7 protein-coding genes are annotated in these 13452 nt (G+C 35.9%); 1 reads left to right on the top strand and 6 read right to left on the bottom strand.

From position 1 onward, the window contains the following. Window positions 1–866: 866 nt before the first annotated feature. Window positions 867–1784 carry an AraC family transcriptional regulator gene (locus DM444_RS20140; protein WP_111289969.1) on the bottom strand — a complete coding sequence of 306 codons (918 nt, stop codon included), beginning with the start codon at window positions 1782–1784 and terminating at the stop codon, window positions 867–869. A gap of 622 nt (window positions 1785–2406) precedes the next feature. Here DM444_RS20140 and DM444_RS20135 point away from each other — a divergent pair. Continuing rightward, window positions 2407–2955, top strand: coding sequence for a nucleotidyltransferase family protein (locus DM444_RS20135; protein ID WP_111289967.1), 549 nt, complete (start codon window positions 2407–2409; stop codon window positions 2953–2955). 337 nt (window positions 2956–3292) lie between these two features. On the opposite strand, the gene DM444_RS20130 is transcribed toward DM444_RS20135, so the two are convergent. The 5 genes from DM444_RS20130 to DM444_RS20110 all read right to left on the bottom strand — a co-directional run bounded on the left by DM444_RS20130 (window position 3293) and on the right by DM444_RS20110 (window position 13444). Further along, window positions 3293–6112 (bottom strand): M16 family metallopeptidase, encoded by a 2820-nt coding sequence (locus DM444_RS20130; protein ID WP_111289965.1) that lies wholly within the window; start codon window positions 6110–6112, stop codon window positions 3293–3295. A gap of 203 nt (window positions 6113–6315) precedes the next feature. Further along, window positions 6316–8340 carry a protein-disulfide reductase DsbD family protein gene (locus DM444_RS20125; RefSeq protein WP_111289963.1) on the bottom strand — a complete coding sequence of 675 codons (2025 nt, stop codon included), beginning with the start codon at window positions 8338–8340 and terminating at the stop codon, window positions 6316–6318. A 225-nt stretch (window positions 8341–8565) separates the two neighbouring features. Continuing rightward, complete coding sequence (locus DM444_RS20120) at window positions 8566–9954, bottom strand: alpha/beta hydrolase family protein (RefSeq protein WP_111289961.1); 1389 nt, start codon at window positions 9952–9954, stop codon at window positions 8566–8568. A gap of 19 nt (window positions 9955–9973) precedes the next feature. Then, complete coding sequence (locus DM444_RS20115; protein WP_111289960.1) at window positions 9974–11971, bottom strand: TlpA family protein disulfide reductase; 1998 nt, start codon at window positions 11969–11971, stop codon at window positions 9974–9976. Between the two features lie 66 nt (window positions 11972–12037). Further along, window positions 12038–13444: a RagB/SusD family nutrient uptake outer membrane protein gene (locus DM444_RS20110; protein WP_111289958.1), complete on the bottom strand. Its 1407-nt coding sequence runs from the start codon at window positions 13442–13444 to the stop codon at window positions 12038–12040. Window positions 13445–13452 lie beyond the last annotated feature (8 nt).

Here is a 13452-nt window from a genome sequence, read left to right as displayed (position 1 = left end):
TTATCTGAAAATGGAGTTACATGCAATTTTACCGGATAAAGTTATGGCAATATCAAACTGAAAATCTAAAAGCTTTAAAGCTAAATAAACAGTTTAAATTTTTATCACATTCTTAGCATTACCTATTTATCTTGTACCATTTCTGTCACAAAAAACTAAGTGAGTTTACAGATTAATTAGCAATTTAAAATTAATGTAAATTAAGTGGTATAGCAAGAAAAAAATATTAGAAATGCAATATACAAGAGGGTGTAAGCTATTGTTCCTATTTCTATTTCTATTTCTATTTCTCTTCTAAATCTAAAAGATATTTTCAAATACACTCCGCTCAAACCAAATCTCCCTCACTGGTCAAAATAAAAATAAAAATAAAACAATCTCAAAAAAACATAAACAAAACTAACTAACTAACTAACTAACTAACTAACTAACTAACTAACTAACTAACTAACTAACTAACTAACTAACTTTTAAACAGATTCCCTAACCTAATCAATTTTATCCCCTCGGTCAAAATCATAATCAGAAAACATCTTTAGAAAGAAAGAAAGAAAGAAAGAAAGAAAGAAAGAAAGAAAGAAATCTTTACAGCAAAGGGCTCAGATCCACAGCGAAGAGCATCGTTTCAAATTCCGTTAGAGCTATTAAGAAAAGCTTCAGATAAATTTGAGGATTTTGTTTTAAGCGAAAAACTTAAAAAACCGAGAGACTTTTATCGGGTTAAATTTTCATAATACATTAAAAAAAAATGCGCAAAGCCTGAGACATTTGCGCAGCATTATAAGTAATGCTCCGGAGAGCGAGGGGATTTTTAAAAGCAGGCGAAAAACAGGCAATTACCTATAGCCATTGCTGTAAAGCATTTTTTATTCAATTGGTATGCAAAAGTCAACAATAGCTTTCCTTTCAGGATGTTCTTTAAAATTATTACAATAAATTTCAAAAGGATCTCTGTCAGCTTTCTTATATCCATTTTCGTTCATCCAGAAAAATAATCCAGTCCACGACTTTTCAAATTCGTTTAATCCAATTTCAAAACTTCCAATGATAAATTTTCCAGCTTCTATTGCCCTCAGTCCGATTTCTCCATTTGTTTCCACTGCCTTATCGAGTAAAATCGAAGCACTCATCCTAACTCTGTTGGCTTCAGTAACTTTAAAACTGTCGTGATAAACCGTTATCATTTTTGTCTGGTCGTTCATCAATCCTTTTGGTGCTGCCCATTGCATTAATTTTCCATAGGCGCTTTCAAGGTTATGAGGGCCAATACTTGATACATAAGCCAAATTCATTTTTGGCATTTCTTTAATTTGAATTTTTGCGTTCATTTTTATCCAATTTTCAAGATTATTAATGGCGCAAATGTATTTTTCATAGTCAGGATATTCTTGTCCATTCTTGCTTTTAAGTTGACGGATCTTGCTAAATCTATTTGGATTTTGGTTTTTAAATTCAGTCGGGCTTACTCCAAAATACTTTTTAAATGCTCTGGAATAGGAAGAATTATCACTAAAGCCATATTTATGCGCTATTTCAGCTGCTGTTATGTTTTTATGCAGCAAATCAGAAGCTGATTTTTCTATTCTTCTTCGTTTTACGTATTCATGCAGGGTTTGTTCTGTAACAAATTTGAAAACTCGATGAAAATGAAATGATGAGAAAAAAGCAATTTCCGAAACTGCATCCAGCGATAAGTCCGAGTCCAAGTTTTGGTCAATAAACTCAAAAACCCGGTTAATTCGATTTTTGTAATCAGCTTGCATTTCTTTATCTTTTGCTGCCATTTCTTAAATGCTGTCCAACTTGTTTATATGTTTGAGAAACTACACAAAGCTATCCAAATTTGGGCAGCTTTAACTGATAAGCGAAAAAAAATATTAAGATGCACCTGGGATAATACTCTAATAATCTTCAATTAACTGGTTAGATATTTGAATGCTTCCCGCCGCTACATAGCCAAATGGCACCAATTGTCTTCAATTCGCGCCATTTTTTTTTAATATCCCTATTAATAAATGAGTTTGGTTTATTTTTGATGTATTTTTCTTTTTTTAATCATCATCGAAATAAAGAAAAAAAATATAAATATTTAGATGAAAAGTTAGATAAATTTAAAGAAAGGTTATAAAGTTTTACATTCCTTTAAAGTGTTTTTACTGCTGTTCAAATGGAAAATAATGCGATTTAATTTAGAAAATGGTTTAACATTTACTTGAATTTTCCGCACTCGTAACTTCAATTATTAATTGCTGTTCGACTGAGTCAAAAAAAAGGTTTGCTGCAGGTGCCTTCAAGAAGTCTTAGCTAGCAGCAAGGGCTTGAAAATTGATTTCTTGCCTAAATTTAATATTGAAGCCTATAATTTTTTAAATTAGCCAAGTCAACAACCGTTAGCTCCTACTTAAAATGCAATTTGAAAATGAATTAACTAATATAATTGTAAAAGATGAACAAATGATCAGCACACTCATCAGGGTTAAAAATTTAAACCTAAATGATTGCTGGATTGGCGCAGGATTTGTAAGAAATAAAGTTTGGGACATTTTGCATGGACAAAAAACTATGAACCTAAATGATATAGATGTGGTCTTTTTTGATGAAAGCAATATTTCAGAAAACTTAGAAAAAAAAATTGAGCATCAACTTACTCAAATAAGTCCAGAGGATAATTGGTCTGTCAAAAATCAGGCACGAATGCATTTTCGTAATAATCATCCTAAATATATCAATACCGAAAACGCAATTTCCTACTGGCCGGAAACAGCTACTGCAGTTTCGGTAAGATTAAATCCAAATGATCAAATTGAAATTCTGGCTCCATACGGTTTATACGATTTATTCAATTTAATAGTTAAGCCAACTCCAAATTTCGATTTAATTCTTTTCCAAAAAAGAGTAAATGAAAAACAGTGGAAAAAGCAATGGGAAAATCTCAAAATATATGGCAACAGTTAAATGCAGCGGATACATTTTTACCACAAAAAGTTAGGCGGTTTTTAACGATATGCGACTGTTAGCTTTATGGCAAAATCGTGGCACTTGCTATTTTAAGCAACTATAAACATAGTAAAATCAACTCCTTTTGCCTTTAGGTTCGAAACTGTATTAAAACATTCCTTTTAGCATCAATTATGAACCTGATCAAGCGAAATAATTTAAATTATAATCCCATCAATAGCCAAAAAAAAAGAGCTGTTGGCAAAACAGCTCTTTTAGGTTTTTCAAGTAATGTACAAGCTTACTAATTCATATACTTCAAAATAAAAATCAATGAAAAACCATTTTATTGTTACTATTGAGGATCAGCACTGCGAGTTTTCGATTTCATAATCACCTCAACCGTTTTTGTTGCAGCAAAAAACTGCTTGGCAAAAACTTTTATGTCTGCCGGAGTAATTTCATCGAGGGTTTTCCTGTAAATCGTGTCATCTTTAAATTCTTCATTATTTAAAAGCATGCTATTTAAATTGCCAAGCCAAAAACTATTGGTTAAAACTTTTTCGGCTCTTGATTTCAAAACTGTATTTTTTACCGATTGGACATCTTCTTCTTTTGCCGCTTTTTGCTGCATTGATTCAATTTGCCCGTAAACAATTTTGGTCAGCTTTTCTTCTTTCTCAGGATCAGAATCAAAATTAATTGTCATCGCATACTGGTCAGAAGGAAGTCTGCTCACGCTGGAAGACACATGCACGCCATAGCTTCCGCCCTCTTCTTCACGGATCAAATCCATGTATTTTTTGGATAATAATTCAGATAAAATATGAAGCGTAAAAACATTTTTATAGGTGTAAGGAAACTCTTTTAGAAATCGGATATAGACACTTGCTTTTGGCACATTCATTTCACGGATTAATACCTGTTTGGCAACTCCATCAGCTGGACTGATGCCATTGTCTATAAAATTTTCGGTTTTGGTGCTGTCGCATGAAATGCTGCCAATGTATTTTTCAATCAGCGAAAGCGTATTGTCAGGCAGATTTCCAGTGAAAATAAAAGTAAAATCGGCCGCGTTTTGAATCCTGTTTTTATAGATTTCTGATGCTTTTTCAAAACTCAATTGTTTGAGATATGCTTCATTAAAAATTGGAAGCCTTTTATTGCGATTTGAATTTAAAAGCGAAATAGTATCCTGAAAAACTTTAGCGTTTGCATTTGCCGCATTTTCTAAAGAATTGCTAAAACCAGTGAGCATTCTTGCGTACGAATCTTTATCAAATCTTGGATTCTCAAAATACAAGTAAAGCAGCTGCAATAAAGTTTCTACATCTTTTTGATTGCTCGAACCTTTAAAACCTTCTGTCAATTCTGTAATATACGGTTTTAGACTTACAATTTTTCCGTTTAATTTATCCTGTAAATCAGTGCTTTTAAATTTACCCAATCCAGAGCTTTCTACTAAACCAACCGCAATCTGCGAAGATGGAATATCTTCTGTTTTAATTAAAGAGCTTCCTCCTCTGCTAAATGCAGAAAACAAGACTTCATCTTTTGACAGCGCTGTTGGATACAGAATAATTTTCGCTCCGTTATTTAAGACATAGCCTTTTGCTGCCGGAATTCCGTCAACTTTAAATTCTTTAGATACTTTAGAGCCTTTTAATTCTGCCGCAATCAAAGGCTGGTCCGTATCTGCATGCTGGTATTTTTCTAAAGGCATTTTTTTAACCGATGCCATAATATCCAGATAATCTTCTTTTGAAGGATAGACTGCATCGACTTTATCAGGGCCGGTAACTGTTAAAACAACATTATCGGCAGTCTGCAGTTTCTTTACTGCCTGATTTATTTCCGAAAGCGTAATCGAAGCCAGACTTTTTTTGATGTTTTCATATTGCGTTTCAATGCTTTGAAACGGAACCGCTTTCAGGAAATAATTAACCAGTTCTTCTGCAAATTCATCGCTGCTTATTTTGTCTTTATTCTGAAGCAGATCTTCGTAATAGCTTAAAATTCCTTCTTTATTCCGATCTAATTCTTTTTGCGTAAAACCATAGCGGACTGCTCTTTCGGTTTCGATCATCAATTCCTTAAACCCAGCGGCCGTCTTATTGTTTTTTGGAACAACATACAAGCTCAATGAATTGGTTAATCTTGATACTTCTGAAGCTCCGCCCGCCATTTTCAAAACTGATGACTGGTTATTCTGAATAAATTCCTGATAACGCCTATTCATCATATCGGCACATAAATTATCGACCAAATCCTTTCTTATGCTTGCCGCATTTTTAGCTTTATCAAAATCTTTTTTATAATAAAGCACTATCGCTGTTTCCTGAGCTTCTTTATCTTTTGCCAAAACATATTCTATTCCTTTATTTTTAGGAATTGAGGCATAATAGCGTTCCGCAGGATTTTTTGGCATTTCGATCGCGGAAAAAAGTTTTATAATCTTTTGTTCCACTTGCGCCACATTGACATCGCCAACCACAATAACGGCTTGCAAATCTGGGCGGTACCATTTTTTATAATAATCTCTAAGCACCTGATATCCAAAATTATTGATGATATTTAAATCGCCAATAACATCACGCTTTGCATATTTGGAACCTTTAAACAGGGCTTTATCCGTTTCCAAACGAAGCCTGAAATCTGAGTCTCTTCTTGTTCTCCACTCTTCCCTAATAACACCTCGTTCTGCATCGATTTCCGCTTCTTTTAAAGAAAGAAAACCAGACCAGTCGTGCAGGGCTAAAAGGCAGGAATCTACCAATTTATCATCTGTCGAAGGCACATTGCTTAAATTATAAACCGTTTGATCCTGCGCTGTGTAAGCATTAATATCAGCACCAAAACGGACTCCTTTTTTCTCGAGCATATCAATAATTCCTTTGCCTTCAAAGTTTTGAGTTCCGTTAAAAGCCATGTGCTCCAGGAAATGTGCCAATCCGTTCTGATCGTCGTTCTCCAGAATGGCACCCACATTTTGAGCGAAATAAAAACTCACACGATCTTTTGGCCATTGGTTATGGAGCACGTAATATTTCATTCCGTTTTTTAAAGTTCCCCAAGACACATCTTTACTGAGCGGAATCGTGGTCGAAAACTGCGCACTGCTTTTAAATCCAATCAATAGGATCAGAAGAAAGCATTTTGATGGAAAGATTTTCATTTGATATTTTTTGTTTTTTTTTAATGATTGTTTTTTAATTTAAGCACATAGAAAGATAGGTCTCCCTTTCTATAAAAGCCTGCAAAAAGAAACCCGTTTCCCGCACATAGTCCAGAAGCGCTGGGATATGCTAAAAATGAAATGCCTAAATTAAGGCTGCAAAAGCTATGCTTCTATGCCCTTAAAAGATAATAAGGCTAATATCATTTCTTAAAGTTCCCCACACCTTCTTTTAACCAATTGGCGTAAAATGCAATATCAGGATTATAAGCTGTAGGCTGATTTAAGTTTTCGCCATTATGATCGATTAAAACATAATATGGCTGGGCGTTTGTCTTGTATTTCAGGATTTGAAATTCGCTCCATTTCTGACCGATATATTTTAATTTTTTTCCAGTGATCTTTGAAGCAATCTGCTCCTTTTCTTCCAGCGGCCTTTTGTCATCCACGTATAATGAAATTACGATCACATCATTTTTCAATTGTGATAGAACCTGAGGATCAGGCCAGACGCGTTCTTCCATTTTACGGCAGTTTACACAGGCAAATCCAGTAAAATCAAGCATCACGGGTTTGTTTACTTTTTTGGCATAAGCCAATCCTAAATCATAATCCCTGAAAACCGCAATTCCGTTTGGACCTTCTTCTGCACCTTCAGCCAGGATTGCTGCGGCGGTACTTGGCGTGGCCGACATTCCTAATCCATCTGGAGATTCGCTGTATTGTTTTGGAGGAGGAAATCCGCTGATCCATTGCAGCGGCGCGCCCCATAATCCCGGAATCAGATAAATGGTAAAAGCGAGAACTGCAATTCCAAGACCCAATCTTCCCACAGAAAGGTGTCCTGCAGGCGAGTCATGCGAAAGCTGGATTTTTCCAAATAGATAAAAGGTTAAAGCTGTAAAAATGGCGATCCAAATTGCCAAAAAGGCTTCCCTTTCTAATAAATGAAGCTGCAAAACCAAATCGGCATTGGATAAAAATTTAAAAGCCAAAGCCAATTCTAAAAATCCTAAAACTACTTTTACCGAATTTAGCCAGCCACCCGATTTTGGAAGTGAATTCATCCATCCCGGAAAAGCGGCAAAAAGCGTAAAAGGCAAAGCGATGGCCAATGAAAATCCAAACATTCCGATAACGGGTGCCAAACCGCCCTGACTTGCGGACTGAACCAATAAAGTCCCAACGATTGGGCCTGTGCATGAAAATGATACAATGGCAAGCGCCAAAGCCATAAAAAAGATTCCGATTACACCGCTTTTCTGCGAGTTATTATCGACTCTGGTAAGCCATGAACTTGGTAAAACAATTTCGAATGCGCCTAAAAATGATATGGCAAAGACAACTAATAATAAGAAGAATATTAAATTGAATGCGACATTTGTTGCCAATGCATTTAAGGCATCGGCACCAAAAATAGTGGTTACCAATGTGCCTAAAGCTACATAAATAATAATAATGAAAATGCCATATAGCAGAGCATTTCGAATTCCTGCCGCTTTATTTTTGCTTTGTTTGGTAAAAAAACTAACCGTCATTGGAATCATAGGAAAAACGCATGGTGTCAGCAAAGCCGCTAAACCTCCTAAAAAGCTCAATAGAAAAATACTCCAGATATTTTCTCCTCTTGCTGCATCTTCATTTTTTTGCAGCGATGCAATTTCTTTTTTTATTGCTGTTTTCACAGGAACTTCTGCCCTAACTGCATCTTCTTTTACAGGAACAATGGCATCTTTTTTGACCTCTTCTGCCGCTTTTAATTCTTCTTTTGCAGCACCTTTGGGAATCTCAAAAACAAATTCCCTTTCGCTTGGCGGCAGACAGCTTTGATCATTGCAGACCATAAATTCTATAGTTGCCTTAACCTTAAAAGCATCGCTGTTTTTTCTTTCTATTTTTTGCGTAAAAACAGCTTTTGTTTCAAAAAGTTTGATGCGCATATTAAAAATCGGATCATCAATTTCATGCCCGTCTGGCTCAACAATGCCTCCTTTTGCCGCATAATTTTTAGATTTTGCAAACACAAAGCTGGTTGGCATTGGCCCGTTTGCGGGAACTTTTTGAGAATACATGTGCCAGCCTTTGTCTATCTGCGCTGTAATACTTAATTCATAACTGGAGTCATCCACCTCTTTTACAGACGTTTTAAACGACACGGGGTCGTAAATCTGGGCAGTAAGATTATGCATCGCAAAGAAAATTGCGATAAAAAGAATTAGTTTTTTCATAAAAAAGAAATTTAGGACGATGATCGCTTGGATCATCATGAAAGCTGTGCATCTAAGCAGAAAAATTATTTAAACACATAGAAAGATAGGTCTTATTGCCTGTAAAAGAATAGTTAGAACAAACTCATTTTAAGGCATAGCTTTGGTGTGTCAAGAGAAGTGAAATGCCTTTTTAAAGTTCTAAGATCTATGTTTCTATGTGTTTATATCAATACGTTTCAATCATCATTTTTTATATCGCTGCAAAATCCATTTGGAAATATCATCGAGAACTTCCGGTGCAAAAACTTCATCTAATTCTTTGACTTCTTTCTGCGTACAAGTTCTGCAATGCTGATACATATGATTTAAGCCCGGATAGATTTTTAAAGTAAGATCTTTTGTTCCAAGGTATTTCTTAAATGAATTTATATTCTCTAGAGCAGGAACCTGAATATCCCTGTCTCCATTTCCAACAAATACCGGAATCTTAATTTTTGGCAGATAGTCTTCTGGATTGTAATGGATAGTATAGCGATACCATTTTCTGTCGGCATCTTTTCCATATCGGTATAAAAAAGTCTGTTCGCGTCCTTCCCAAAGCTGTACTTTCTTGAGCATGACCGAATCTTGTTTCTGCATCCATTCTTTCAGCTTTATCTCCATCACTGGCTTTACAGATTCATCATCTTTGGTTTCGTAAACGGCTTTGAAAAGAATATTGTACAGCTCCATCTGTTTGGCCACCACCTCATCTGTAAAATTAAAGCTTTTTAAAATCGCTGTATTCTGCAGATTCAGCATCTCGAGCCCGCTTACCCCTACTCCAGATAAGCTGATCATGAATTTTACATCTTTGTTTCTCGAACTCACAATAGAGGCAATCATTCCCCCTTCGCTGTGGCCGATTAAACCAATATAGGAAGCATCCACATTTTTATCGCTTTTTAAATATGCTATTTCTTCTTCTATATCATCTGCAAAATCGCCGGTTGTGGCACTTTCAAAATCGCCGGCTGTTTTACCAAATCCGCGGTCGTCTACACGAAGAGAGGCGATTCCGTTACGAGCCAGATAATCAGCTAAAACAGTGAAAAATTCTCTTCCCATAAACGTATAATTGCGGTCATGCTGTCCGGTTCCGGAAATTAAAATGGCCAGCGGATATTTCTTTCTGTTTTTCGGAAGCGTCAATGTTGCGCCATAAGCCAGTTTGGTATTCTTCCCTTCAAAGGTAAAATCCTTCACTTCATACGGATACGGTTTCTGCGGATGCTGTGCAAAAAACAAAGGCTTTATTTGGTTTTGCTTATTTAAAACAACAGCAGCATTTGGAATCGAGTAATTATTAAAAATTCCTGTAACTGCAGTTTTATCGGGACTGTATTTTCCTTTAAAAGTATAGCCATACATGTCATTTTTAAAAGAAACACTGTCAGCGGCAGCTTTTACAGCAACCTTGCAGTCTGAACCTAATTCAGGAATGCTAAAGGAAAGGGAATCTTTTTTGGCATCGAAATCTCCGGACACAATAATTCTATAGGACTGATATTGTCCCTGCCAGATGGTCTGGGAAAAACCAATCTGACAGCACAATAGCACAATACTGAGATATAAAAAATTAACAATTTTCATTTTTTAACCTTTAACTAAATTATTTTTTCTCAGCTTTCAAATATTCAATAATGATCGAAATTTCGTCGGCCAATTCAGTTGGGCTTCCAAAATATCCATTTGATTTCCATCTTAATTTTCCGTTTTGATCTATAATCATTTTTTCTGGAATTCCAGAAAATTGAAATGCTTTAGAATATTTCTCATATGCTTGATCAAACTTTCCAGTTTTTGGATTTTTTCCATCGTACAAAATCGTAAAGTCAAATCCTTTTTCTTTAATAAATGCCTGTGTCTGCGCTTTAAAGTCTTTAATGTATTCTTGCGTATCTACAAAATAAAATTTTACATTAGGATCTTGTCTGTATTTCTCCACTGCCATCTGCATTCCCGGCATTGCATTTTTACATGGTCCGCACCACATTGCCCAAAAATCAAGCACCACGATTTTTCCTTTTTGATCGGCTAGCTTCACATTACCGCCTCTGCTGCTTTCTAAATCAAAACCTTCTATTGGCATATTGATCAGTTCTGCAATCAGTCTGGTTTTGTGTTCCTGAATATTGCTGTCTGATTTAAATGAATTTACATATGCTTCAAAACCTGCCGCGGCACCGCCTTCCTTTAAATAAATTGTTTTTAATGAAGCCAGCATTTCTGGAGTCGCTTTATTTTCTCTAATGCTTATTGCCAATAATTCTTTGGCATCAAGCATTTTTCCTTCTCTAAGCAGCATTCTGGCATACACCTCGTTGTAGCTTGCGTCTTTGTAACCGTAAAATGGCTTAATTTTATCCAGATATCTTCTTTCTAAATCATAGTTTTTAAAGATTTCCTGGAGTTTTGCATAGGTAAAATATTCTCTTGCGGCATAATCTATCGTCTGCGCCTGCCATTCTTTAGGAGATAATTTCTGAGCATATTCTTTAGGCACAAATGCTTCTCTGCTTTCCATTTCAGGAATGAAGATATCGGCGTATTTTTTTAGTGTTTCCAAATCTGTTTTCTCGACTCCGTCTTCATGCCTGTTAAAGGGAATTGAAACCAAGTGCCAGCTGTAATCCAATACAATGTTGAATGATGCTTTTTTAACGCTGTTTAAAGCGAAATTGTAATCTTTGTTTTTTACGATATAATTGTAAGCAATTGCTTTAAATAATTTATCGCTGAAAAGATTTTCCGTTTCTGTAGTGATGTCTGAGAATTTCTCCGCCGGAAAGTTTTTTTCAAATTCAGCATACTGCTTTACCTTTTTGTCAAAATCTGATTCCATAAAGATTTTCTTAATTTCGATATCACGCGCTAAAACACCTTTTGGATACTTTTTGAGCAATGCCTGCTGCACTGAATCAATAAAAGCCTTATTGGCAGCCGGTTCTAATAAACCGATTGTTCTGGTTACATTATATTGGTCCTGATTATCTAACTCATTTGTCAGTGCAAAACGGACTTCTTTTTTTATACGGGGAGAGAAATCGCCGCCTCTCACAATTTGAGCGACTTTTAATGCATTGTAAAATATTTTCTTGCGGCTCTCCGGATGGTATTGCAATTCATAGTTTACCCACATTACGGCTACAGAATCATTTTTAAAAGCTGATTCATCTACGATATTTGGAACATCATTTTCAAAAACTTTGTTACGCAGCATTCCCCAGCCAATATAAGCGCCCGGAGATTTTGGCAGCATCCAGCTGTAGGTAGTTTCTCCCCCTTTATCGATCAGGGTGTCTGAAGTAAAAATACAAGTTATCAATGAAGCATGATCTGAAAGCTTTACTTTCGTCTGCCATTTTTTATCTGAAGCTGCTTTAAGATTAATATCCTTAATTAGCCATCTAAAATTATCATAGGCATATAATCTTGCTGAAACCTGTTTTGCATTTTTCAAAACAGTTGACGATGCATCATAAGTAATCGTGATTTCTTCTCCTGGATTTGGCTGTTCTGGCGAAATCTCAAACCTTTTGGGCTGATCCTGCGCATATATAGATGCATTTGCAGCTATAAAAAGCGTTAGTAGTTTTAATATTTTCATTTTCTTTTTGTTTAAGCACGTTCAAGCGAAACTGAACGTGCTATATTTTTTTGAATCAATTCTTTTTCAATTGTTTTGCTGCAGATCCGGAGCGTAATCAAAGTAGATTGCCGCGTAAGGAAACTGATAACGGTTTCCGTCCGGTTCAATGGTAAAAGTTTCTGTTAGGTATTTATGCGTAATGGTCTTAGCAAAACGGGGATCTTTATTTAAGCGTTTCAGATCCGCCCATCTAAAACCTGCTCTTCCCATTAATTCTTTTCGGCGCTCGGCCAAAACTTTTATAAGGGCGTCGTTAGCATCAGCGGCAGTTAAATCTGTATATTCTACTGCTTTAAAACGTTTCTTTCTTAATGTATTAATCGTTGCCATTGCTGTTGATGCATTTCCTGCTCTTGCTTCGCATTCGGCTTTGATCACATACATTTCAGGAACAGTTGGCCCGGCGTTGCGGCCGTCTCCAGATAAAAGTTCTTTACAATAGGCTCTTCCCTGTGTAAGGCTTCCGTAAGTCATTGCATTAATAGATCTTGTGTAGAGCTGGTATCTAAGATCTTTTGTATCAAATGAATCTAATAGCTCATCGCTTAGAGATAAGAGAGTTGGCGAATACATATAAGCCGTTGATTCTTTTGCCAGCATGTTTTCCGGATCATCAAAGGTTCTCGGCCATCCGTAATCTCCAGCATTTTGGTAGTCTTCTAAATTCAACAAAGTATTTTGCAATGCTAAAGCCGATTCTGCATTCTGCAGGGCTTCTGCATAATTTCCCATATACAGATTTGTTCTTGCCAATAATCCGTACGCAGATGCTTTTGATGGAAACCATATGCTTCTGGATCTATTTACCGGTTTTAAACCCGATGCAATAGCTTCTGTCAAATCTTTTACAATCTGATCGTAGACTTCTTTTACAGATGCTCTTGTAATATTTTCTGTTACAGTGGGTACAGTTAAAAGCGGTATTCCTAAATCTGTAGAAGCAGTTGCAGGGTCATATGCTTTTCCAAATACATTAACTAAAGTTAAAAAGATAAATGCTCTATGGACTTGCGCTTCTCCCTTTATAGCCAAACGTTCTGCATCTGTGCCATTTGTGCTGGTCATTACCTCATTTATAATTACGTTGCAGGTATACAATGACGTATATAAAGAATTCATATCGCTGTCTCTTTCTCCCACAGGAATGATTTGATCTGCCCATTTATATGTTTCTAAATAAGGCTTGTAATAAGCAGAACCCGAAAAATACCGATTAAAGTAATTCGCATGGTCTTCACGCATTACAATATCATCTGAGGCTACATCCACTAAATTGTAAGTGCTGTTAAAGGTGCTTGCCCCTTGCAGCAGATATCTATAGTTTACGGTTTCTTTCGGGATTAGTTTCCCTTCTGTCTGTATATCTACGTAGTTATCGCAACTTGTTAAAAGTGCTGATAAAATGGCTATATATATTAAATACTTTTTCATCGCTGCAG

Origin of the sequence: Flavobacterium ginsenosidimutans (assembly GCF_003254625.1) — a bacterium.
In the GTDB taxonomy this organism is placed as follows: Bacteria; Bacteroidota; Bacteroidia; order Flavobacteriales; family Flavobacteriaceae; genus Flavobacterium; species Flavobacterium ginsenosidimutans.
Note: the sequence above shows the minus strand (reverse complement) of the source record. Positions and strands in the feature narration are given on the sequence as shown.

Bases quoted from the DNA above. Each gene is read 5' to 3' on its own strand.
- DM444_RS20125 (WP_111289963.1), bottom strand. From the start codon at position 8,340: ATGAAAAAACTAATTCTTTTTATCGCAATTTTCTTTGCGATGCATAAT.
- DM444_RS20130 (WP_111289965.1), bottom strand. From the start codon at position 6,112: ATGAAAATCTTTCCATCAAAATGCTTTCTTCTGATCCTATTGATTGGA.
- DM444_RS20115 (WP_111289960.1), bottom strand. From the start codon at position 11,971: ATGAAAATATTAAAACTACTAACGCTTTTTATAGCTGCAAATGCATCT.
- DM444_RS20120 (WP_111289961.1), bottom strand. From the start codon at position 9,954: ATGAAAATTGTTAATTTTTTATATCTCAGTATTGTGCTATTGTGCTGT.
- DM444_RS20135 (WP_111289967.1), top strand. From the start codon at position 2,407: ATGCAATTTGAAAATGAATTAACTAATATAATTGTAAAAGATGAACAA.
- DM444_RS20110 (WP_111289958.1), bottom strand. From the start codon at position 13,444: ATGAAAAAGTATTTAATATATATAGCCATTTTATCAGCACTTTTAACA.
- DM444_RS20140 (WP_111289969.1), bottom strand. From the start codon at position 1,784: ATGGCAGCAAAAGATAAAGAAATGCAAGCTGATTACAAAAATCGAATT.